At 70.5% G+C, this 22184-nt stretch carries 18 protein-coding genes and 1 tRNA gene; 7 read left to right on the forward strand and 12 right to left on the reverse strand.

Annotated features, from left to right (window positions below):
• Nucleotides 1-259: 259 nt before the first annotated feature.
• From rpsA to polA, 3 genes are all read right to left on the reverse strand, one after another.
• On the reverse strand, nucleotides 260-1735 hold the full coding sequence (rpsA, locus tag P696_RS0104755; RefSeq protein WP_026411417.1) for a 30S ribosomal protein S1: 1476 nt from the start codon (nucleotides 1733-1735) through the stop codon (nucleotides 260-262).
• A gap of 323 nt (nucleotides 1736-2058) precedes the next feature.
• The gene (locus tag P696_RS0104760) at nucleotides 2059-3192 is read right to left on the reverse strand and encodes a polysaccharide deacetylase family protein (RefSeq protein ID WP_026411418.1); all 1134 of its coding nucleotides are present in this window, start codon (nucleotides 3190-3192) and stop codon (nucleotides 2059-2061) included.
• Between the two features lie 239 nt (nucleotides 3193-3431).
• Complete coding sequence (gene polA / locus P696_RS0104765) at nucleotides 3432-6128, reverse strand: DNA polymerase I (protein ID WP_026411419.1); 2697 nt, start codon at nucleotides 6126-6128, stop codon at nucleotides 3432-3434.
• A gap of 128 nt (nucleotides 6129-6256) precedes the next feature.
• Between polA and P696_RS0104770 the strand changes: the two genes are divergently transcribed.
• Both P696_RS0104770 and P696_RS43340 read left to right on the forward strand, forming a co-directional pair.
• Nucleotides 6257-6634, forward strand: a complete 378-nt coding sequence (locus tag P696_RS0104770) for a PaaI family thioesterase (protein ID WP_051467090.1) — start codon at nucleotides 6257-6259, stop codon at nucleotides 6632-6634.
• Between the two features lie 357 nt (nucleotides 6635-6991).
• Nucleotides 6992-7603, forward strand: coding sequence for a hypothetical protein (locus P696_RS43340; protein WP_157429523.1), 612 nt, complete (start codon nucleotides 6992-6994; stop codon nucleotides 7601-7603).
• 94 nt (nucleotides 7604-7697) lie between these two features.
• Here P696_RS43340 and P696_RS0104780 read toward each other — a convergent pair whose 3' ends face one another.
• From P696_RS0104780 to P696_RS0104805, 6 genes are all read right to left on the reverse strand, one after another.
• Complete coding sequence (locus tag P696_RS0104780; protein WP_026411421.1) at nucleotides 7698-8546, reverse strand: ABC transporter ATP-binding protein; 849 nt, start codon at nucleotides 8544-8546, stop codon at nucleotides 7698-7700.
• Nucleotides 8536-9276, reverse strand: a complete 741-nt coding sequence (locus tag P696_RS0104785) for an ABC transporter ATP-binding protein (protein WP_051467092.1) — start codon at nucleotides 9274-9276, stop codon at nucleotides 8536-8538. The genes P696_RS0104780 and P696_RS0104785 overlap by 11 nt, the downstream gene beginning before the upstream one ends.
• Before the next feature lie 74 nt (nucleotides 9277-9350).
• Nucleotides 9351-10490, reverse strand: coding sequence for an ABC transporter permease subunit (locus tag P696_RS0104790; protein WP_026411423.1), 1140 nt, complete (start codon nucleotides 10488-10490; stop codon nucleotides 9351-9353).
• Nucleotides 10487-11452, reverse strand: coding sequence for a branched-chain amino acid ABC transporter permease (locus P696_RS0104795; RefSeq protein ID WP_026411424.1), 966 nt, complete (start codon nucleotides 11450-11452; stop codon nucleotides 10487-10489). The genes P696_RS0104790 and P696_RS0104795 overlap by 4 nt, the downstream gene beginning before the upstream one ends.
• 99 nt (nucleotides 11453-11551) lie before the next feature.
• Nucleotides 11552-12712, reverse strand: a complete 1161-nt coding sequence (locus P696_RS0104800) for a branched-chain amino acid ABC transporter substrate-binding protein (protein WP_245627506.1) — start codon at nucleotides 12710-12712, stop codon at nucleotides 11552-11554.
• Nucleotides 12713-13399: 687 nt separating this feature from the next.
• Nucleotides 13400-14020 carry an ANTAR domain-containing response regulator gene (locus tag P696_RS0104805; protein WP_034483284.1) on the reverse strand — a complete coding sequence of 207 codons (621 nt, stop codon included), beginning with the start codon at nucleotides 14018-14020 and terminating at the stop codon, nucleotides 13400-13402.
• A 97-nt stretch (nucleotides 14021-14117) separates the two neighbouring features.
• On the opposite strand from P696_RS0104805, the gene P696_RS0104810 reads away from it, so the two are divergent.
• A tRNA-Leu gene (locus tag P696_RS0104810) sits at nucleotides 14118-14195 on the forward strand.
• Nucleotides 14196-14269: 74 nt separating this feature from the next.
• Nucleotides 14270-15031: a transposase gene (locus P696_RS0104815; protein ID WP_026411427.1), complete on the forward strand. Its 762-nt coding sequence runs from the start codon at nucleotides 14270-14272 to the stop codon at nucleotides 15029-15031.
• Nucleotides 15032-15088: 57 nt separating this feature from the next.
• On the opposite strand, the gene P696_RS0104820 is transcribed toward P696_RS0104815, so the two are convergent.
• The gene (locus P696_RS0104820) at nucleotides 15089-15508 is read right to left on the reverse strand and encodes a MarR family winged helix-turn-helix transcriptional regulator (RefSeq protein ID WP_026411428.1); all 420 of its coding nucleotides are present in this window, start codon (nucleotides 15506-15508) and stop codon (nucleotides 15089-15091) included.
• Nucleotides 15509-15593: 85 nt separating this feature from the next.
• On the opposite strand from P696_RS0104820, the gene P696_RS0104825 reads away from it, so the two are divergent.
• The gene (locus tag P696_RS0104825) at nucleotides 15594-16781 is read left to right on the forward strand and encodes an MFS transporter (protein WP_026411429.1); all 1188 of its coding nucleotides are present in this window, start codon (nucleotides 15594-15596) and stop codon (nucleotides 16779-16781) included.
• 460 nt (nucleotides 16782-17241) lie between these two features.
• Here P696_RS0104825 and pyk read toward each other — a convergent pair whose 3' ends face one another.
• Nucleotides 17242-18675 carry a pyruvate kinase gene (gene pyk / locus P696_RS0104830; RefSeq protein ID WP_026411430.1) on the reverse strand — a complete coding sequence of 478 codons (1434 nt, stop codon included), beginning with the start codon at nucleotides 18673-18675 and terminating at the stop codon, nucleotides 17242-17244.
• 236 nt (nucleotides 18676-18911) lie between these two features.
• The gene (locus tag P696_RS0104835) at nucleotides 18912-19463 is read right to left on the reverse strand and encodes a type 1 glutamine amidotransferase domain-containing protein (RefSeq protein WP_026411431.1); all 552 of its coding nucleotides are present in this window, start codon (nucleotides 19461-19463) and stop codon (nucleotides 18912-18914) included.
• A gap of 73 nt (nucleotides 19464-19536) precedes the next feature.
• Between P696_RS0104835 and P696_RS0104840 the strand changes: the two genes are divergently transcribed.
• Nucleotides 19537-20319 (forward strand): DUF6597 domain-containing transcriptional factor, encoded by a 783-nt coding sequence (locus tag P696_RS0104840; RefSeq protein ID WP_026411432.1) that lies wholly within the window; start codon nucleotides 19537-19539, stop codon nucleotides 20317-20319.
• 267 nt (nucleotides 20320-20586) lie between these two features.
• The gene (locus tag P696_RS0104845) at nucleotides 20587-22101 is read left to right on the forward strand and encodes an alkaline phosphatase family protein (RefSeq protein WP_084336830.1); all 1515 of its coding nucleotides are present in this window, start codon (nucleotides 20587-20589) and stop codon (nucleotides 22099-22101) included.
• Nucleotides 22102-22184: the final 83 nt, after the last annotated feature.

Here is a 22184-nt window from a genome sequence, read left to right on the forward strand (position 1 = left end):
GCGTGGCCGGCGCGGGGCTCCCGCGCGGGGTGGCGCGCCGCCGTTCCCTCCCGGAGAGACCAGTGTCCCAGACACCCGCGTCCCCTCGCGACGTGACGCCCCGACCGGCGCAGCACAGCACCATACCGACAATCCGCGCGCCCGCGGGCCGGGCCGCGGGCGGGCGTGAAAAAACCGTGGCCGGAGGGATCCCCAGGGATCTCTCCGGCCGCGGTCAGGCGGTCACCGGGGGCCTCGCGGGCCCCTGGCGGTCAGTGGGTCACTGGCCGCCGGACAGCTTCTCGCGCAGGGCGGCGAGGGCCTCGTCGGTCGCGAGCGCGCCACCGGTCGTCTCGGTCTCGGCGCCGCCGCTGTAGGAGGTCTCGCCGGACGGCGCCGGGGCGCCCTCCGCCTCGGCCTCGGCCTTGCGGGCCTCCTCGATCTGCTTGCGGTGCGCGTCGAACCGGGCGCGGGCCTCGGCGTACTGACGCTCCCAGGTCTCACGCTGGGTGTCGTAGCCCTCGAGCCACTCGCCGGTCTCGGCGTCGAAGCCCTCGGGGTACTTGTAGTTGCCCTGGTCGTCGTACTCGGCGGGCATGCCGTAGAGGGTCGGGTCGAAGTCCTCTTCCTCCATGGCCGCGGCGCCCTCGTTGGCCTGCTTGAGGGACAGGCTGATGCGGCGACGGTCGAGGTCGATGTCGATGATCTTCACGAAGATCTCGTCGCCGACCTGGACGACCTGCTCCGGGATCTCCACGTGGCGCTCGGCCAGCTCGGAGATGTGGACCAGGCCCTCGATGCCCTCCTCGACCCGGACGAACGCGCCGAACGGCACCAGCTTGGTGACGCGGCCCGGAACGACCTGGCCGATCTGGTGGGTGCGGGCGAACTGCTGCCACGGGTCTTCCTGGGTCGCCTTGAGCGACAGGGAGACGCGCTCGCGCTCCATGTCGACGTCCAGGACCTCGACCGTGACCTCCTGGCCGACCTCGACGACCTCGGAGGGGTGGTCGATGTGCTTCCAGGACAGCTCGGAGACGTGCACCAGACCGTCGACGCCGCCGAGGTCGACGAACGCGCCGAAGTTGACGATCGACGAGACCACGCCCTTGCGGACCTGGCCCTTCTGGAGCGTGTTGAGGAAGGTCTGGCGGACCTCGGACTGGGTCTGCTCGAGCCAGGCGCGGCGGGACAGGACCACGTTGTTGCGGTTCTTGTCCAGCTCGATGATCTTGGCCTCGAGCTCGCGGCCCACGTAGGGCTGCAGGTCGCGGACGCGGCGCATCTCGACGAGCGACGCGGGCAGGAAGCCGCGCAGGCCGATGTCGAGGATGAGGCCGCCCTTGACGACCTCGATGACCGTTCCGGTGACGATGCCGTCCTCGTCCTTGATCTTCTCGATCGTGCCCCAGGCGCGCTCGTACTGGGCGCGCTTCTTGGACAGGATCAGGCGACCCTCCTTGTCCTCCTTCTGGAGGACGAGGGCCTCGACGTGGTCTCCGACGGCGACGACCTCGTTGGGGTCGACGTCGTGCTTGATGGAGAGCTCACGGGACGGGATGACACCTTCGGTCTTGTAGCCGATGTCGAGGAGGACTTCATCTCGATCGACCTTGACAACGGTGCCTTCGACGATGTCGCCGTCGTTGAAGTACTTGATGGTCTCGTCGATCGCGGCGAGGAAGGCTTCCTCGGACCCGATGTCGTTGACCGCTACCTGCGGGGTGGTCGAGGTGGCCTCGGTGCTACTCGTCATGTGTCGGCTGGCTCCGGATACGGACATTGAGAGGTGTCAAATGCACGCGCGGAGGGCTCTTTTCCGCCCTGCCGAGGACCGGAGAGGAGACACGGATTCCGAGAAATCCGCGTCGAGAACGAACCGATGCCGACGACCTGACCGAGCGCGAGCCTGCTCCGTCCGAAGCCGCACAAGCCCACAGCGCAGCGATCAGAATATGGGACCATGCCGCTCAGGTCAATCGCAGGGGCGGCCCCCACCTGCTCACCGACGGGAGAACCGGCACCGGCCCGGGTGGACGGAGGGGCCCGAATCCCCTCCCCCGTGGGCGTTCCGGGCGATCAGTACTCGCGCGCGTAAGGACGATACTGCTTGGCCAGTCTCTTCTCGAACGTCTTGGGGAAGGTCACGGTTCCCGGGTCGCCGTCGGAGGTGTACCGCTCCCCCGGGTGCGCGTCCAGCCAGTCCAGCCAGGCGGTCGAGCAGAACGTCCGGCAGTCGTTCTCCTTGATCTTCCCCTCGGACCGGATGCGGGTCGCGGCCCACCGGTCGAACACCTTGTCGAACGGCGACTCGGACGGCTTCCACCCGGCGAGGAACACGATCTGGAAGGAGTATTTACCGTCCTCGCGCTGCGCCCAGGTCCGGTTGTGCGGGATCGACCCGAACGGGTACGCGAAGGTCGTGGTGTGCTGCCCGGTCAGGGAGAACAGTTTGTCCTCCATGCCCGCGATCTCCTTCTGGACGGCGCCCTTGCCGAGCGTCCGCAGGTCGGGGTGGGTGACCGTGTGGTTGGCGACCTCGAACCCGTTGTGGATCAGCCAGCGCAGGCCCTCGGCGGCGCGCGGGCCGAGCGCGAACAGGTCATCGTTGCAGTAGAACGTCGCGACCGGCCGGAACCCCGGATGCTCGCGCGCGACCTGCTGGATGATCGCGACGGCGGTGTCGGGGGCCGGGTTCCCCTGCGCGTCCAGGGAGAACTGGCCGGGGGTGCTGTCGTCGAAGGTGAGCACGACCGGGTGCCTGCCGAGCGGGACGTCCAGCCGTCCGGACGCGAACTCGGCGGCGGTGACCGGGTAGTAGCCCGTCCTCGCCAGCCGGGTCAGCTCGGTGTACAGCTCCTTGGTCGAGCGGTCGAGCGACGCCTCCGGGTGCTTCATGATCCGGTGGTACATGAACACCGGGACCTGGCCCAGCTCGTTGGCCTTCGCCTGGACGGCCCCGGGCGCGGCGGCGGGGACCGCGTTCCCGCTCGGCGTCACCGGCGGCGAGCCCGGCGCGGACGTCGTCGAGGGCGTCCCCGCGGGCGCGGTGGCGGACGGCGGGGACGCCGACGGCGTCACGGCGGGGGTCGTCCTCCGGGAGCCCGTGGTGGCGGCGTGGTGGGCGTGGCGCGGCCGGTGGTCCTGGAACGCCAGCCCGAACACCAGGGCGCAGACGACCACGATTCCGGCGATCTTGTGGAGGAGCGGCACGAGCCTCCCGTCGGTCGAAACCTACGCGGGCACGGACAAGAAGCACCTATCCGAGTGATCTACCTTAAGCCCGCGCCCCGCCCACGGTCCGGCCACGAAACGCCAAAGGAACACAAAAGAAACCATCTCGTCCCCCCACCGGACAGCGGTCCCGCACCCCTCACACGACGACGCCCGCCGCCCGCGCGCGGAGCGCACGGACGGCGGGCGGACGGCCTACCTGGGGTTTCGCGGACGGGTCAGTGGGCGGCGTCCTGCCAGGTGCGGCCGGTGCCCATGGAGACCGACAGCGGGGCGCGCAGGTCGTAGGCGCCCGCCATCCGCTCCGAGACGAGCGACTTCAGCTCGTCCAGCTCGCCCGGGGCGACCTCGATGACCAGTTCGTCGTGGACCTGCAGGAGCATGCGCGAGCGCAGGCCCTGGTCGCGCAGGGCGCGGTCGACGTCGAGGCTGGCGACCTTGATGATGTCGGCGGCCGAGCCCTGGATGGGCGCGTTGAGGGCCATGCGCTCGGCCATCTCGCGGCGCTGCCGGTTGTCGGAGTTGAGGTCGGGCAGGTAGCGGCGGCGGCCGAGGATGGTCTCGGTGTAGCCGTCGCGGCGGGCCTGGTCGACGACGTTCGCGAGGTAGTCGCGGACGCCGCCGAACTGCTCGAAGTACTCGTCCATCAGCTGGCGGGCCTCGTCCACGGCGATGCGCAGCTGCTGCGACAGGCCGTACGCCGACAGGCCGTAGGCCAGGCCGTAGTTCATCGCCTTGATGCGCGCGCGCAGCTCGGAGGTGATCTGCTCGGGCGGCAGGCCGAACACGCGGGACGCGGTGATGGTGTGGAAGTCGGCGCCGGAGTTGAACGCCTCCAGCAGCGCCTCGTCCCCGGACAGGTGCGCCATGATCCGCAGCTCGATCTGGCTGTAGTCGGCGGTGAGCAGCGACTCGTAGCCGCCGCCGACGACGAACGCCTCGCGGATCTGCCGGCCCTCGGCCGTGCGGATCGGGATGTTCTGCAGGTTCGGGTCGGTGGACGAGAGCCGTCCGGTGGCCGCGACCATCTGGTTGAACGTGGTGTGGATGCGGCCCGCGTCGTCCAGCATCGGGATGAGCGAGTCGACGATCGACTTCAGCTTCGCGACCTCACGCCACCGCAGGATGCGCTCCAGGACGGGGTGCGCCTCCTTGGCCAGCAGGTTCGTCAGGGCCTCGGAGTCGGTCGTGTAGCCGGTCTTGGTGCGCTTGGTCTTCGGGAGGCCCAGCTCCTCGAACAGCACCTGCTGGACCTGCTTGGGCGAGCCCAGGTTGAACTCGTGCCCGACAGCCTCGTGCGCGGCCTGCTCCTGCTCCTTGACCTGCCCGCCGAGCGACGCCGACAGGGACGCCAGGTGGTCGGCGTCGACGGCGATGCCCGCCCGCTCCATGTCGGCCAGGACGCGCGTGAGCGGCAGCTCGACGTCGCGCAGCAGCCGGGCCGCGCCGCGCCGCTCGAGGTCGGCGTCCAGCACGTCGGCGAGCTCGGCGACGGCGCGGGCGCGGACCGCGAGCTCCTGCGCGGCCTCCTCCTCGCCCGAGCCGTCCAGGGTGAGCTGGCCGGTGTCCTCGGACTCGTTGGTCAGCTCGCGGTGCAGGTACCGCAGCACCAGGTCGGCGAGGTCGAAGGTGCGCTGGCCGGGCAGCGCCAGGTAGGCGGCCAGGGCGGTGTCGGTGGTGACGCCGTCCAGCGTGAGCCCGCGCGCGGCGAGCGCCAGCGTCGGGCCCTTGACGTCGTGCACGGCCTTCGGACGGGCCGGGTCGGCGAGCCAGGCGGCCAGGGCGCGCTCGTCGTCCTCGACGAGCTCGGCCGGGTCGAGGTGGACGGCCGGGCCCTCGCGGGACGCGACGGCGAGCGCGGTGATCTCGCCGGTGCCGCGCCCCCAGGACCCGGTGACCGCGAGGCCGGTGCGCTCACCGGCGGGGGCGTTCGCCTCCAGCCAGGCCCCGAGGGCGCCGGGCTCCAGGACGTCCAGCTCGATGTCGAAGCCCTCGTCGGCCTCGGGCTCGGCGGTGGTCAGCGACGCGTAGAGCCGCTCGCGCAGCACGCGGAACTGCAGCGAGTCGAACAGGGTGTGGATCTCCTCGCGGTCCCACTGGCCCATCCGGAGCAGGTCGGGCGTCCGCTCGAGGGCGACCTCGCAGTCGAGCTTGTTGATCTGCTGGTTGCGCAGCACGCCCGCGAGGTGCTCGCGCAGGTTGTCGCCCGCCTTGCCCTTGATCTCGTCGACCTTCGCGACGAGCGTGTCGAGGTCGCCGTACTTGGCGAGCCACTTGGCCGCGGTCTTCGGGCCGACGCCGGGCACGCCCGGCAGGTTGTCGCTGGACTCGCCGACCAGCGCCGCGAGCTCGCGGTACCGCTCGGGCGGGACGCCGTACTTGGCCTCGACGGCCGCCGGGTCCATGCGGGCGAGCTCGGACACGCCGCGGATCGGGTACAGCACGGTGACATGGTCGTCGACCAGCTGGAACGCGTCCCGGTCGCCGGTGACGACGAGCGTCTCCATGCCCAGCGCGGACGCCTGGGTGGCGAGCGTGGCGATGATGTCGTCGGCCTCGAAGCCCGCCACCGACATCCGCGGGATGCGCAGCGCGTCCAGCACCTCGAAGATCAGCGAGACCTGGGAGCGGAACTCGTCCGGCGTCTTGGCCCGGCCCGCCTTGTACTCCACGTACTGCTCGTGCCGGAACGTCGGCTCGGACCGGTCGAACGCCACCGCGATGTGCGTCGGCTGCTCGTCGCGCAGCACGTTGATGAGCATCGAGGTGAAGCCGTACACCGCGTTGGTGGGCTGCCCGTCGGTGGTGTTGAAGTTCTCCACCGGCAACGCGAAGAACGCCCGGTAGGCCAGGGAGTGCCCGTCGAGCAGCAGAAGCCGGTCGTGCTTGTCAGGGGTCGATGCTTGGGTCGCCACACCAGGACTCTAGTCTGCGCGTACGACAGTTCGAGGGAGGCTTTGTGACGGAGGAGCATCAGGTCGCCGTGCCGGAGGAGCACCGGGCCGTCGCCGCCGAGCACGGCGTGGACCTGGGCGGCCTGGACATGACCGGGGGCCTGGCCGCGGCCATGGGCATCGAGTATCTGGAGGCCTCTCCGGAACGCGTGGTGGCGCGGATGCCCGTGAAGGGCAACACCCAGCCGTACGGGCTGCTGCACGGCGGCGCGTCCTGCGTCCTGGCCGAGACGCTCGGCTCGGTGGGCTCGGCGCTGCACGCGGGGAAGGGCCGGATCGCGGTCGGGATCGAGATCAACGCCACCCACCACCGGGCGGCGACCTCGGGGTTCGTCACCGGCGTGGCGACCCGGGTGCACGGCGGGAGGACGCTCGCCACCTACGACGTCGTGATCAGCGACGAGCAGGACCGCCGCGTCTGCACGGCCCGGCTGACCTGCATGCTCCGCGACACCCCCCAGGGCTGACCCCACCCGTCCCCCCGCCGGGTTCCCCGCCCGTTCCCCGTCTGGTGATCCAGGCGTCATGGGGACGCCACGATCGAGAAAGATCGCTTCGGACCGGCGCTTCCTTTGCGGCGGGTATGGCCGGGTCGGTAACGTGGATCGGAAGGCCCGAGGCCACCGAGTAGACAACGCACGCGTCCGCGAGGACGCGTTGCGGCCCCAAAGGTGGCCTCGGGCCAACGACGTTCCGTCCCGGAACGCGGCGGCGTCCCCGCCCGGGTCTCCGGCGACACCTGCGTCCGCGGTTCACCGGTTGCGATTCGGTTGCGAATCCGGGCCGGTCTTCACGCCCGCGGAACGCCCGCTTACCGTCGGGGCATGCGCCGGGTGAGACCGCTCACGACCGTCATGGCCGCCAGGTCCGGTAGGGCAGGCAGGACCTGTGGGGCTCGCAGGGCCGGGCGGGCGGGTGTCGCCGGTCTGGTGACCGCCGTCCTGCTGGGCGCCTCGCTCCAGGGCTGCTCGCAGCACAAGGACGACGGCTACACGCTGCCCGCCGAGAAGCTCCGCGACGGCGAGAAGACGCAGAAGAACCGCACCGGACGCAGCAGCGACATGCGGTACACGGTCGTCGCCTACACCGACGGCATCAGCACGATCCTCGGCACGCACGCCGAGATGAAGCCGAAGGGGCAGTTCGTCCGGATCAGGCTGCTGTGCGTGAACATCGGACGCGACATCCAGGTCTTCGACACCTGGGCCCAGCGGCTCGTCCTCACCGACGGACGCCAGATCGGCGCGGACGTCAACAGCACCATGGTGAAACGGCAGCCCGAGCGGCTCTCCGTCGGCGCGAACATGCGCGCCGAGTTCGACCTGTGGTTCGACGTGCCCAAGGGCGGCAAGGTGAGGTCCGTCCGGCTGTACGGCTCGCCCTCCGTCGGCATGGTCACCGACCCGACGCCCGCCGAGATCCCCCTCCCGTCCTGACCCGGCCCGCGCCCCAGGCGTCGTAGCCGGACGCGGAACGGCCGCCGCCCTCCCCGGCTGGGGAGGACGACGGCCGTCCGAGGGACGTTCCGGCTCAGGAGGACGACGGCGTGTCGTCCTCCTCCACCGTCTCCGGAGCGGCGACCAGCGGAGCCTCCTCCGAGACCTCCCGGGCGACCGACGGCGAAGCGTCCGCCGCCGGACCACCGGCAGGCGTATCCGTGCCGACCTGCGCGTCCGCGCCGCCGCCCAGGTAGGCGGCCCGCACCTGCGGGTCGTCCAGCAGGTCCGCGGCCGGGGCCGACTTCACGACCCGCCCGGTCTCCAGCACGTACGCCCGGTGCGCGATCTGCAGCGCCTGGCTGGCGTTCTGCTCGACCAGCAGCACCGTCGTGCCACGCCGGTTGATCTCCACGATGATCGAGAAGATCTGCTGCACCAGCTTCGGCGCCAGACCCATGGACGGCTCGTCCAGCAGCAGCACCTTCGGCTTCGCCATCAGCGCGCGGCCGATCGCGAGCATCTGCTGCTCACCGCCGGACATCGTCCCGCCCGCCTGCGACTTGCGCTCGGCCAGCCGCGGGAACAGCTCGTAGACCTCGGCCAGCTCCTGGGAGAAGTCCCCGCGACGGGCGTACGCGCCCATCAGCAGGTTCTCCTCCACCGTCATGCCCGGGAACACGCCCCGGCCCTCCGGCGACTGCCCGATGCCCGCCAGCACCCGCTTGTGCCCCGGCATCTTGCTGATGTCCGCCCCGGCGAACCGGATCGACCCCGACGACAGCGGACGGAGCCCCGAGACCGTCTTCAGCGTCGTCGTCTTCCCGGCGCCGTTCGCGCCGATCAGCGTGACGATCTCGCCCTCGTCGACCTCGACCGAGATCCCCTTCAGCGCGGCGATCTTGCCGTAGTGGACGTGGATGTCGTTGATCTCAAGAAGCATCGGCCGGAGCCCCCAGGTACGCCTCGATGACCCGCTGGTCGTTCTGGATCTCGGCCGGCAGCCCCTCGGCGATCTTCTGACCGAAGTCCACCACCGCGATCCGGTCGCTGATCCCCATCACCAGGCTCATGTCGTGCTCGATCAGCAGCACGGTCACGCCCGAGTCGCGGATCCTGCGGATCAGCCCCTGCAGATCGACCTTCTCCGCGGGGTTCATGCCCGCGGCGGGCTCGTCCAGCAGCAGCAGCTTCGGATCGGTCGCCAGCGCCCGCGCGATCTCCAGGCGCCGCTGGTCGCCGTACGGCAGGTTCTTCGCGGCCTCGCCGCTCCGATGCCCGACACCGACGAAATCCAGCAGCTCGGCGGCCTTCTCCCGGCCCTGGCGCTCCTCGCGCCGGTGCCACGGCAACCCGAGGGTCGCGCCCACCAGGCCCGTCCGGTGGTGCGCGTCCGCGCCCACCATGACGTTCTCCAGCGCCGTCATGTTGTGGAACAGCCGGACGTTCTGGAACGTCCGCGCCACACCGAGCTTCGTCACGGCGTACCGCTTCTTGCCGTCGATGCGCCGCCCGCCGAAGACCACCTGGCCCTCGGTCGGCTGGTACACCCCGGTCGTCACGTTGAACACCGTGGTCTTGCCCGCGCCGTTCGGCCCGATCAACGCGAAGATCTCGCCCTCGCGGACCGTCAGGTCCAGCTCGTTGATCGCCACGACGCCGCCGAACCGCATCACGACCTTGCGCAGCTCCAGCACCGGCTTGCCCGGTTCCACGGCCCGCGCGGCGCTCTGGGTGGTCGAATCGCTCACTTGGTCACCTCCGCGGCCGTCCCCGGCCCCGCGACCTCGGCGCCCATCGACCCCATGCCGCCGGTGCCCTCGGCGAGCTCGGCCTTCCGCTGCCGGGACGGCCACAGCCCCTCCGGACGGAAGATCATCATCGCCACGAGCGCCAGACCGAAGATCAGCATCCGGTAGTCCGACAGCCCACGGAACCGCTCCGGCAGCCACGCCAGCAGGAACGCGCCCACGATCACGCCCGGGATGTTGCCCGAACCGCCGAGGACCACGCCCGCCAGCACCAGCGCCGACACCATGAACGTGAAGCTGCCCGGGTTGATCGACGTCTGCTTCGCCGCGAACACCACGCCGCCGCTGCCGCCGATCGCCGCGCCGATCGCGAACGCCGCCAGCTTGAACTTGAACGTCGGCACGCCCATCAGCTCCGCCGCGTCCTCGTCCTCACGGATCGACGCCCACGCCCGTCCCACCCGCGACATCTCCAGCCGCTTCACGAAGATGATCGCGAGAACGATGAGGAAGACCAGCAGGTAGTAGTACGGACGCGAGTCCAGCAGCCCGTACTTGAACGGCTGGATGTCCGTCCCCGCCACGGTCCACTCCGAAAGCGACGGCGGATGCGGGATCCCCTGCACGCCGCGCGGACCGTTCACGTAGTCCAGGTTGTTCGCCGTCACCCGGACGATCTCACCGAACCCCAGCGTCACGATCGCCAGGTAGTCGCCCCGCAGCCGCAGCGTCGGAGCACCCAGCAGCACACCCGCCAGGGACGCGGTCAGGATCGCCAGGATCAGCGTCTCCCAGAAACTCCAGTGGTACTTCGTCGCGAAGATCGCGATCGTGTAGCCGCCCACCGCGTAGAACGCCACGTAGCCCAGGTCCAGCAGGCCCGCCATGCCGACCACGACGTTCAGGCCGAGCCCCAGCAGCACGTAGATGCCGATCTGGTCGCTCAGCATCGTCGGCCAGTCCGACTCGCCCGGAGCCATGAACGAGCCGATGCCCTGCGAAGGAAGCAGCAGCGCGCCCACGATCAGCAGCAGGTACACCACCCACCGGGCCCAGCCGGGAGCCGACTCCCAGCGGTCGCGCAGCGGATCCAGCGAGAACCCGACGCCCCTCCTCCTGCTCGCCACGCCGCTCATGCGCGCGCCTGCTGGAGGGACTCACCGAGGATGCCGGTGGGACGGAACATCAGGACCAGGATCAGCACCGAGAACGCCACGACGTCCTTCCACTGCGACCCGAACAGGCTCGAACCGTACGACTCGAACAGGCCCAGCGCCACACCGCCGACGAGAGCGCCGCGGATGTTGCCGATACCGCCCAGCACCGCCGCCGTGAACGCCTTGATGCCGAGCAGGAAGCCCGAGAAGTACCACGCCTCCTCGAACCGGGCGTAGTACAGCGCCGCCGCCGCGCCGGCCATCACACCGCCGACCAGGAACGTCGCCGTCACCACCCGGTCGATGTTCACGCCCATGAGCACGGCGCTCTCCGGGTCCTGGGCGGTGGCCCGGATCCCGCGACCCAGCTTCGTGCGGTTCACGAACTGGTCCAGCGCGATCATGATGAGGATCGCCCCGAGGAAGATGATCAGGCGGTCGTTCGCGATCTTGATCGGACCGATGTCGATCAGGTCCGTCCGGTGCACGAAGTGGTACGCCTGCGCGATCTTGCCCTTCTCCTTCGGCAGATCGAACACCTGCGGGATCACGATCGTCGCGAACAGCTGCTCGATCACGATCGACGCGCCGATCGCCGAGATCAACGCCGCCAGCCTGGACGCGCCGCGTTTGCGCAACGGCCGGTACGCGACCAGCTCCAGCACCACCGCGCCACCGCCCGACACGGCGCCCGCCACGACCGCCGACAGGAGGATCGCGCCCACCAGGGCGAACCCGCCCAGGTCCGACACGCCCATGGTCTTGACCGTCCACATCGCCGCGAACGTTCCCACCATGAAGATGTCCGCATGCGCGAAGTTGATCAGCCGCAGCACGCCGTACACCATCGTGTACCCGAGCGCCACCAGCGCGTACACCGCGCCGAGGGACAGGCCGTCGATCGTCGACGGCCAGAATTGATGAATGAAGTCTGAGAACACCTGAGTCGCCCTTGTCAAAAGGGGCGGGAGCGCTTGTGGCGCTCCCGCCCCCACACCGTCAAGGCGCCCCTCCTACGAGAGGCCGTAGAGGCGCGAGCCTCAGCTGGCGGGCTTGGCCTCGCCGGCCTTGCCCAGCAGCCCGATCTTGTTGGCCTCCACCTGGTAGATGAAGATGTCGTGCGCCGCCAGCTCGCCCTTGTCGTCGAACTTGATCTCCTTGCCGACGCCCTGGAAGCTCACGGTCTTGAGGAACGAGTTGATGTCCTCGGCCTTGGTCTTGCCGTTCTTCACGGCCTCGACGAACGCCGACGCGGCGTCATAGCCCTCGGTCGAGTAGATCGCCACGTCCGCGCCGAACTTCGCCTTGTAGTCCGCCGCGAAGGTCTTCGCCTTCGGGTTCGACTTGCCCTCGGGGTCGATCAGGCAGCCGCAGGACAGGAACGTGTCCTTGGTGTTCTGCTGGCCCTGGGCCTCGACCAGGCCCGCGGCGACCGAACCGTCGCCCGACATCAGCTTGCCCTTGAACCCGGACTCGCGAAGCTGCTTGAACAGCCGCCCCGCCACCGAGTAGTAGCCGCCGAAGTACACCGCGTCCGGCTTGAACTGGTTGATCTTGTTGACCGTGGACGAGTAGTCGGTGGCCTTGTCGTCCACCGAGTCACTCTGGACCTGCGCGCCCTTGCCGGAGACCGCCGTCTTGATGCCGGTCGCCAGGCCCTTGCCGTAGTCCTGGTTGTCGTCCACGGTGAAGACCTTCTTGGCCTGCAGCGTGTCCGAGATGAACGTGCCCGCGCCCGCGCTCTGCACGGTGTCGTTCGCCACGACCCGGTGCCAGAAGCTCCAGCTCTTGGTGGCCAGCGTCACGTTCGTCGCCGACGGCGTCACCGACGGGATCTTGGCCTCGTTCAGGATCGGGTTCACCGCCTGCGACTCACCCGAGAACGCCGGGCCGATCAGGCCGACGATCTTGTCGTTCTTGATCGCGCCCTGCGCCAGGGTCGTCGCCTGCTCCGGCTTGCCCTGCGAGTCGTAGGTCTTGAGCTTGATCTTGACCTTGGGGTTCGTCGCGTTGTACTGGTCGATCGCGAGCTGCGCGCCCTGCTTGGGCGGAATCACCAGGCCCGAGTTCTCACCGGTCAGGTCACCCATGAACCCGATCGTGACCTCGTCGCCACCGCCCGACTTCTTGCTGTCTCCGCACGCGCCGGCACCGAGCGCCAGCACCGCGCTCACCGCCACAGCACCGGTGATCCTCATCATGTTGCGCCGCAAGGTGCCCAACCTTTCCATCCGGATCCGGGGAGGGATCGGGTACGAGTCATGCCCCGACGTGTCCGAGATCCTGGGAGGAGATATCGGTCACTCAGGGACCAGGTATGTCGTACACCGAGCAGAGCCGACGAAACAGGACCCCCGGACAGAAGGGTTACTCGTTCGTTACTCCCCCGTGCCCTCCCGCACGACCCGATATACAGCGCGGATCACGTTCAGTGACCGCCCTGAACACCGACCGCCGCCCCTCCGCGACGCCCGTCACAGGCCGCACGAAACCCCACACCCACCGGACCTGCCGGACCTCTACCACAACCACCACCGACCACCCCTGGACGCGCCCCCACCCGCCCGTCCGGCACCCCCCGACCGGCTCCCCAGCAGGCCACCCCCACGCCCCACCCCGTCAACCCGCAAGTAACGCCCCCGCCAGAACGCCATGACACCGGCCCCACCCCGCACCGAGTCACACCACCGTCGAACCGTGGACGGCGACAAGCCGCCGGGAAGATCGGGCCGCACCGACGCCAGGCCGCACCGGGGTCGCGCCACGACGCACTCGCGTCGCACAGGCATCCCGGCGCGCTCACGTCGCGGGCGGCCGAGGCCTCGGACATGAAAAGACCACCCGTGGCGGAGGGGTCCGCCACGGGTGGTCCGAGTTTCGGGACGGCGTCAGCCCGCCGCGGGCTCGTCCTCCGCGCCTGCCGCGCCACCGGCGCCCGCGATGACCGCCTCGGCCACGGCGCGCATCGTCAGGCGGCGGTCCATCGAGGTCTTCTGGATCCACCGGAACGCGTCCGGCTCCGTCCAGCCGTTCGCCGCCTGCAGCAGCCCCTTCGCCCGGTCGACCACCTTGCGCGTCTCCAGCCGCTCGGCCAGCCCCGCGACCTCGGCCTCCAGCGCCCGCAGCTCGGTGTACCGGCTGACCGCCACCTCGATCGCGGGCCGCAGGTCGGCCTTGGTGAACGGCTTGACCAGGTACGCCATCGCCCCGGCCTCGGTCGCCCGCTGGACGAGCTCGGCCTGCGAGAACGCCGTCAGCATCACCACCGGCGCGACCCGCTCCGCCGAGATCTGCTCCGCCGCGCTGATCCCGTCCAGTACCGGCATCTTGACGTCGAGGATGACCAGGTCAGGCTTCAGCTCGACGGCCAGCCGCACCGCGGCCTCGCCGTCCCCCGCCTCGCCCACGACCTCGTAGCCGTCCTCCTGAAGCATCTCCTTGAGGTCCAGCCGGATCAGGGCCTCGTCTTCTGCGATCACAACTCGCCGAGCGCTCTCCGTCACGCGCACGAGCCTACCGGCGTCCGCTACGCTGGTTCCCGTCAGGTAGGCCTCACAGGCGACCAGACACCCCCTGATCCGAAAACGAAATTCATTTCGGACAATTGCCCCGATAGCCCAACAGGCAGTAGGCAATGGTCTCAAACACCATCCAGTGTGGGTTCGAATCCCACTCGGGGCACCATAGACCAATAGGACAGTGAAGCGCCGCCGACTACCGACGGCGCTTTTGTCGTACCCCTGCGTGACACTTGCCGCATGTACGACCCGAGAATGCGCCGACAGGCGCTTGAACTGCTGAACGAAGGCCGACCCGTCGCCGAGGTGAACCGGCGGACCGGTATCCCGACAACGACCCTCTACAACTGGCGAAAGAACCTCTCCGCCCAGTTCGATCGGGTCTTACCCATGTGTCCGCTCTGCCACGACCGTCCGGTGGACGAGACCGCGTACTCGTACCTGCTGGGCCTGTATCTCGGTGATGGCCACATCGCCCATGCTCCGGGCGACAAAGGGGTCTTCCGTCTCGAGATCGCCTGCAGTGACGTCTGGCCAGGCCTCATCGACGCCTGCGCCGACGCCCTGTCCACCGTCATGCCCGGCCTCAAGGTGGGACGCCGGGCATGCCCCGGCTGCACCAATGTCGGCGCCTACTCCAAGCATTGGCCGTGCCTCTTCCCTCAGCACGGTCCTGGAATGAAGCACACCCGCAAGATCGAACTCGCGCCCTGGCAGAGAACGGTCGTGGATCGGCACGGGCGCGAATTCGTTCGCGGCCTGATCCACTCGGATGGGTGCCGCACGACCAACCGCGTCCGACGTCCGGGCAAGGACGGGGACCGGTCGTACGAGTACCCGCGGTACTTCTTCTCCAATGCGTCCGACGACATTCGGAAGCTCTACACGGACGCGCTCGATGCGCTCGGGATCGCGTGGAAGCAGAACAACGCGCGGAACATCTCGGTGGCGCGGGCCGAGGCGGTGGCTCGGTTGGACGAGTTCGTGGGGCCCAAGTACTGAGGGCCGCGCTGACGTAGGGGGGTCCGGCGGCCGGTCGAGGGTGCGCGGCGTCTTGGGTCAGCCGACGAGGTTCTGGAGGAGGGTGCGCAGGGCGTCCTGCTGGTCTGTGGTGAGGGCCGTCAGGGGGGTGTGGGCGGCCAGGCGGTCGAGGACCTCGGCGCGGCGCTGGTGGCCGGTCTCGGTGAGGACGACCTGCTTGGCGCGGCGGTCGGTGGGGTGCGGGCGGCGTTCGGCGAGGCCCTGTTTCTCGAGGCGGTCGATGACGAAGGTGGCGTTGGGGGGTTCGCAGACCATGCGGTGGGCGAGTTCGCGGGCGGTGATGGGCTCGGTGAGTTCGCGGAGGGCGATGACCTGGGTGGGAGTGAGGTCGAGTTCGTCGGCGGCCTGGCGGACGTGGGTGTCGAGGCGCTGGATGAAGCGGTGGGCGAGCTTGCAGATGTCGCGGTCGAGCTGGGGGTCGGCGGCGGGCTGGCGCATGGCAGGAAGTGTAGCGAGGCGCTTCGAATCATGATAATTATAACTCGAATCATTCGAGCTATAACTAGTTGGGGGGTGGCACTTCGTGCTGCTCTGGTCTCTGATGCTCGTGGTGTTCGGGCTGACAACGGGCGAGTTCGTGGTCGCGGGGATCCTGCCGGACGTGGCGGGGAGTCTCGACGTGTCGGTTCCGACGGCGGGACTGCTGGTGACGGCGTACGCGGCGGGGATGATCGTCGGAGGGCCGGTGGTGACCGTCCTGACGGCGCGGATGTCGCGGCGGGCCCTGGTGGTGGGCCTGATCGCGGTGGCGGTCGCGGCGAACGCCTGGTCGGCGGCGGCGCCGGACTACATGTCGCTGCTGGCCGGACGGTTCGCGGCGGGGTTGGTGGTCGCGACGTTCTTCGCGGTGGCGATCACGACGGCGGTCGGGACGGCCCCGGAGGGCGGTCAGGCGCGGGCGGTGGCGCGGCTGACGGTCGGGATGAACCTCGGGATGGTGCTGGGGACACCGCTCGGGACGCTGGTGGGGCACGCGGTGGGGTGGCGGGCGTCGTTCGGGGCGGTCGCGGTTCTGGTGTTGGTGGCGTTGCCGCTGGTGGCGGGGGCGGTTCCGGCGGGTGGTGCGGCGCTCGACGGGGTGTCGGCGGCGGCCGGGCTGCGGGCGTTCGCGAACCGGGGCGTCCTGGCGGCGATCGCGCTGACGGTGCTGGGGAACGTCGGGGTCGTGATGGTGTTCAGCTTCGCGGCTCCGCTGATGACGGACGTGGCGGGGTTCTCGCCGGGTGCGGTGCCGGTGCTGCTGCTGGTGTACGGCGCGGGCGCGGTCGTGGGGAACTTCGGCGGGGCGTGGCTGGCGGACCGGGCGCTGATGCCGTCGGTGGCGGGGCTGCTCGCGGTGCTGGCGGGGGTGCTGGGCGCGGGGTGGTTCGCGGGTGGGCACCGGGTGTCGGCGGCGGTGCTGGTGTTCGTGCTGGGGGCGCTGGCGTTCGCGGTGATCCCGGGGATGCAGACGCGGGTCGTGACGTCGGCGCGGACGGCTCCGTTGCTGGCGGTGGCGGTGAACGCGTCCGGGTTCCAGGTGGCGGCCGCGTTCGCGGGGTGGCTGGGTGGCCGGGTGATCGACGCGGGTGGCGGTGTGCGCGGTCTGTATCCGGTGGCGGCGGCGCTGACGGCGGCGGGTCTGGCGCTGGCCGTGGTGGTGCTGGTGAACGATCGCCGTTCGTCCCGGCGGGTGCCGGTCGTGGAGCCCGAGGTGGTGGAGCAGGTGTGACGCGGGCGCGAACGCGGAAGACGCGGTCGCCCTGATGTCGGCGGGGTTCGGGGCCGGAGGTGTTCTTCGACCTCAGGCCCGGAACCCCGCCGCCGCCTCGCGGCTGCCACACGCGACGCCCACCATGCGCCCCGTCCGCGACGCGCCCCGTTCGGGGCGCTCCGCGTTCGAGGCGCTCCGCGTCCGCGGTGCGCTGCGTCCGCGGTGCGCTGCGTCTGGGCCATCGCGTACGCAGTGGGTCCGCGTCCGCGGTGCGCCACATTCGTAGCGCGCCGCGTTCACGGCATTTCGCGTCCGCAATGCGCTGCGTCCGGGCCACCGCGTTCGCGATGTGCCATGTTCGCAGGCCGCCACGTTCGCAGCCTGCCGCGCTCATGGCGTTCGCGGCCGCGGTGCGCCCGCGTTCGTGCTGCCGGGTCCGCGGTGCGCCGCGTCGGGGATGCGGCGCGTTGGGGGTGGGTCAGTCGTTGAGGTGGGCTATCGCGTCGCCGATGCGGTGGACGCGGAGGGCGTTGGTGGAGCCGGGGGTGCCGGGTGGGTTGCCCGCGACGATGACGACGCGGTCGCCCTTCTGGCAGCGGCCGGATTCGAGGAGGCCCTGTTCGACCTGGCGGACCATCTCGTCGGTGTGGTCGGCGAAGGGGACGATGAAGGTCTCGACGCCCCAGACGTGGGCGAGGCGGCCGCGGACGGCGGGGACGGAGGTGAAGGCGAGCAGGGGGATGGGCGAGCGGTAGCGGGAGAGGCGGCGGGCGGTCTCGCCGGACATGGTGAAGGCGACCAGGGCCTTCGCGCCGACGATGGCGCCGACCTCGGCGGCGGCGCGGGCGATGGCGCCGCCGACGGTCTCGGGCATGCGGTCGAGGGTGTGGGTGGCGTGGAGGCTGGATCCCTCGGCGGTCTGCACGATGCGGCTCATCGTGCGGACGGCCTCGATGGGGTACTGGCCGACGCTGGTCTCGCCGGAGAGCATGACGGCGTCGGCGCCCTCGAAGACGGCGTTGGCGACGTCGCTGGTCTCGGCGCGGGTGGGGCGCGGCGCGCTGATCATGGATTCGAGCATCTGGGTGGCGACGATGACCGGGCGGGCCTTGTCGCGGCAGAGTTCGATGGCGCGCTTCTGGACGATGGGGACCTCTTCGAGGGGCAGTTCGACCCCGAGGTCGCCGCGGGCGACCATGATGCCGTCGAAGGCGGCGACGATCTCCTTGAGGTTCCGGACGGCCTGGGGCTTCTCGATCTTGCCGATGAGGGGGACGCGGATGCCCTCCTCGTCCATGATCCGGTAGCAGATGTCGGCGTCCTCGGGGGTGCGGACGAAGGAGAGGGCGACCATGTCGACGCCGAGGCGCAGGGCCCAGCGCAGGTCGGTCTCGTCCTTCTCGGTGAGGGCGGGGACGCTGACGGGGACGCCGGGGAGGTTGAGGCCCTTGTTGTCGGAGACCATGCCGCCGACGGTGACCTCGGTGGTGACGCGGGGGCCGTCGACGGCGGTGACGCGGAGGCCGACGCGGCCGTCGTCGATGAGGACGGTGTCGCCGGGCGAGACGTCGCCGGGGAGGCCCTGGTAGGTGGTGGAGACCTCGCGGCGGGTGCCGGGGACGGCCTCGGTGGTGATGACGAAGGTGTCGCCGAGCGTGAGCCGGACCGGGCCGTCGGGGAAACGGCCGATGCGGATCTTGGGGCCCTGCAGGTCGGCGAGGACGCCGACGGCGCGGCCGTGGCGTTCGGCGGCGGCGCGGATGCGGTGGTAGACCTCCTCGTGGACGGCGTGTTCGCCGTGGCTCATGTTGAGCCTGGCGACGTCGACGCCGGCCTCGACGAGGGCGTCGATCCGCTCCGGACTGGAGACGGCGGGGCCGATGGTGCTGATGATCTTCGCTCGACGGGTCACGTAGCACAACGGTATCGAGTTACCTGCCGGTATCGGTATTTGGGCAGCTCATTGACCTCGAAGGTTCACCCAGTGGTCCAGCCCATTGGTCTGGACCACCCGGTTCCGGCGGACGGCGTCCGGCGCCTCCGGCGGCGCCCCGGACAGCCGTCCGACGCCCTGCGGTCACGCCCTGCGGTCACGCCCGAGGCCCCACGTCTCGCGACGGACGGCGGCCCGGCTGGTGGTTCGGGGTGTCAGCGGGCGAAGGCTTCGGTGGCGGCTTGGCCGAAGGGCTTCAGGTCGTCGGGCTTGCGGCTGGTGACCAGGCGGTTCGGGCCGTCGTCGCAGATGACGACCTCCTGGTCCACCCAGGTCGCTCCGGCGTTGCGCAGGTCGGTCTGGAGGCTCGGCCAGGACGTCAGGGTGCGGCCGCGGACGACGTCGGCCTCGATGAGCGTCCAGGGGGCGTGGCAGATCGCGGCGACGGGCTTGCCCGCGTCGAAGAATCCGCGGGCGAAGGCGACCGCCTTCGGTTCGGTGCGCAGGAGGTCGGGGTTGGCGACGCCGCCCGGCAGGACGAGGCCGTCGAAGTCGTCCGGGCCGGAGTTCTCGACGGTGCCGTCGACGGTGAAGGTGTCGCCCTTGTCGAGGTGGTTGAAGGCCTGGATCCGGCCGGAGGCGGTGGAGATGAGCCTGGGGGTGCCGCCCGCCCGCTCCACGGCCTTCCAGGGTTCGGTGAGTTCGACCTGCTCGGTGCCTTCGGGCGCGGCGAGGAAGGCGATCGTCCTGCCCTTGAGGTCGGTCATGGTGTTCTCCCTGCTCGTCTTGGCTACTTTGGTAGGCCCTGCCCAGGTCAGGTGGGGTTATTCAGGGGGGTGCATGGGTTACCGCGAGGAGGCCGTGCCCGCCGGTTCGGGCTTGACCTGCTCTTGGCGTCAGGCGGTTCCGGTGGACGCGGAGCGGTTCGTCCAGCGGGTGGTCCCGGACGGCTGCGTGGACCTGATCTGGTGGTCGCGGGACGCGGAGCTCCTGGTGGCGGGGCCGGACACGGGTCCGATGCCGACGCGGATGGAGCCCGGTGAGGTGCTGGTGGGCGTCCGGTTCGCGCCGGGACGGGCCGCGCCGGTGCTCGGCGTCCCGGCGGACGCCCTGCGCGACGCCCGGGTCCCGCTTTCCGAGCTGTGGGGCGAGGAGGCCGTTCGTCTCGGTGAGCTGGTCGCCCGTTCGGTCGCGAGCACGCCCGAGGCGCCGGACGTGCCCGCTCCCCCGCGTTCGCCGGGCGCGCTCGTCGTCCCGGACGCCGGTCGGGGGACGGACGTGCTGGTGGCCGCGGTCCTGGAGCGGCGGGCGGGGCCGGTTGATCCGATGGTGGCCCCGGCGGTCCGGGGGCTGGCGTCGGGGGCGTCGGTGCGGGACGTGGCGGACGCGGTGGGCCTGAGTGAGCGGCAGTTGCGGCGGCGGGCGCTGGCGGCGTTCGGGTACGGGCCGAAGGTGTTGCAGCGTGTGCTGCGGTTTCAGCGGGCGCTGGGGGCGGCTCGGGCGGGGGTTCCGGCGGCGGAGGCGGCGGTGGACGCCGGGTACGCGGATCAGGCGCATATGGCGCATGAGGTGCGGGAGCTCGCGGGCGTCCCGCTCGGGACGTTGTTGGGCGAAGGCGGCTGAATCACCCGGGTGCGGTTCCTCGCGTCCAGGGGTGGGGGCCGTCATGATGACTGGACGTCGCGCACGGGACGACAGAGGGTGACGTCCACGATCGGCCGTTGGTCCGGATGGTTCCCTTCGAGGTTCCTGAGCCGCGCTCTCCGGGACCGTCGCTGATCGTCCGCGGCCGGGTGAGGATCATGTTCATCCGGCGCGGGCGCCCGCGTCACCGGTGGTGCGGCAGGTTCGTCCCGGCGTTTCCACGAACGGGGACAGACGGGAGCCGGAATGCCGGAACCGGGGCCGGGCGGGGCCGATACGCCGACGCCCGACGCGTCCGTCCCGCCGGTGTCGAGGCCGGGTGCGGCGTTGACGCGCCGACGCCTGCTGGGGACGGCGGGGGTGGCCGCGGCCGCGGCATTCGCCGCCGAGGTGCTGCCATCGAACGTCCGCCGGGCGATGGCCGAGACGGCCGGGCCGCCGCGCAACGGGAAACTGTGGGACATCCGGCACGTGGTGATCCTGATGCAGGAGAACCGGAGCTTCGACCACTACTTCGGGGTGATGCCGGGCGTGCGCGGGTTCTCCGATCCGGACGCGCCGAGGCTGCAGGACGGCAGGCCGGTGTTCTACCAGCCCGATCCGCAGAATCCGGACGAGTGCCTGCTGCCGTTCCACCTGGACTCGCGGACGACGAGCGCGCAGGCGATCCCGTCCACGAACCACTCGTGGCGGGTGCAGCACGACTCGTGGAACGGCGGCCGGATGGACCGGTGGCTGTACGCGCGCTCGGACCCGCAGCTGGACGGCGCGAACTACCCGTTCGCGATGGGCTACTACACGCGCGAGGACATCCCGTTCCACTGGGCGCTGGCGGAGCAGTTCACGGTGTGCGACCGGTACCACTGCTCGGTCCTGGGACCGACGTGGCCGAACCGGCTGTACCTCATGAGCGGGTCCGTCGACGCGGACGGCGGGCACGGCGGCCCGGTGATCTCGAACCGCGCCCCGGAGCCGTTCACGTGGCCGACGTACCCGGAGGCGCTGACGCTCGCCGGGGTGTCGTGGAGGGTCTACCAGCAGACCGACAACTACGGCTGCAACGTCCTGGAGTACTTCAAGGCGTTCCAGGACGCGCCGGTGAGCTCCCCGCTCTACAGGAACGGGCTGCGGACCTACGACGCCGGCCAGTTCGCGTACGACGCGCGGCACGACCGGCTGCCGACCGTGTCGTGGATCATCCCGACGAGCTACCAGTCGGAGCATCCGGACTACACCCCGGCGGCGGGCGCGGACTTCGTCGCGAGCCAGATCGACGCGATCGCCTCGCATCCCGACGTGTGGTGCAAGACGCTGTTCATCCTGAACTACGACGAGAACGACGGGCTGTTCGACCACGTCCCGCCGCCCTGTCCCCCGCCCGGGACGAGCGGCGAGTTCGTCGACGGGCAGCCGGTCGGCGGCGGGTTCCGGGTGCCGTGCCTGCTGGTGTCGCCGTGGACGCAGGGCGGCTGGGTGGCGTCCGAGCCGTTCGACCACACCTCGACGCTGCGGCTGCTGGAGCGGCTCACGGGCGTCCGCGTGCCGAGCCTGACGCCGTGGCGGCGGACGGCGTTCGGCGACCTCACCAGCGCGCTGCGGGTGGCGCCGATGGGGCGTCCGCCGAAGCTGCCCGACACCAAGAGGGAGCTGGCGCGGGCCGTGGAGGAGATCACGCGCCTGCCTCCGCCGTCCTTCCCGGTCGGCGCGCCGCAGGACCCGCCGCGCCAGCGGCGCGGATCGCGCCCCAGGCCGAGCCCCTGACCCCGCCGGACGACAACGCCCCCGGACAAGCAGAGCCGAACGACGACGCCCCGGACAAGCGAGCCGGTCACCGGACAGAAGGA

It is taken from the genome of Actinomadura oligospora ATCC 43269, from assembly GCF_000518265.1.
GTDB lineage: Bacteria > Actinomycetota > Actinomycetes > Streptosporangiales > Streptosporangiaceae > Spirillospora > Spirillospora oligospora.

Coding starts and splice junctions, on each gene's coding strand:
- rpsA (WP_026411417.1), bottom strand. CDS start 1,735: ATGACGAGTAGCACCGAGGCCACCTCGACCACCCCGCAGGTAGCGGTC.
- P696_RS0104770 (WP_051467090.1), top strand. CDS start 6,257: ATGACCGGGGGCCTGGCCGCGGCCATGGGCATCGAGTATCTGGAGGCC.
- P696_RS43340 (WP_157429523.1), top strand. CDS start 6,992: ATGCGCCGGGTGAGACCGCTCACGACCGTCATGGCCGCCAGGTCCGGT.
- P696_RS0104780 (WP_026411421.1), bottom strand. CDS start 8,546: ATGCTTCTTGAGATCAACGACATCCACGTCCACTACGGCAAGATCGCC.
- P696_RS0104785 (WP_051467092.1), bottom strand. CDS start 9,276: ATGCGGTTCGGCGGCGTCGTGGCGATCAACGAGCTGGACCTGACGGTC.
- P696_RS0104790 (WP_026411423.1), bottom strand. CDS start 10,490: ATGAGCGGCGTGGCGAGCAGGAGGAGGGGCGTCGGGTTCTCGCTGGAT.
- P696_RS0104800 (WP_245627506.1), bottom strand. CDS start 12,712: ATGATGAGGATCACCGGTGCTGTGGCGGTGAGCGCGGTGCTGGCGCTC.
- P696_RS0104815 (WP_026411427.1), top strand. CDS start 14,270: ATGTACGACCCGAGAATGCGCCGACAGGCGCTTGAACTGCTGAACGAA.
- P696_RS0104820 (WP_026411428.1), bottom strand. CDS start 15,508: ATGCGCCAGCCCGCCGCCGACCCCCAGCTCGACCGCGACATCTGCAAG.
- P696_RS0104835 (WP_026411431.1), bottom strand. CDS start 19,463: ATGACCGACCTCAAGGGCAGGACGATCGCCTTCCTCGCCGCGCCCGAA.
- P696_RS0104840 (WP_026411432.1), top strand. CDS start 19,537: ATGGGTTACCGCGAGGAGGCCGTGCCCGCCGGTTCGGGCTTGACCTGC.
- P696_RS0104845 (WP_084336830.1), top strand. CDS start 20,587: ATGCCGGAACCGGGGCCGGGCGGGGCCGATACGCCGACGCCCGACGCG.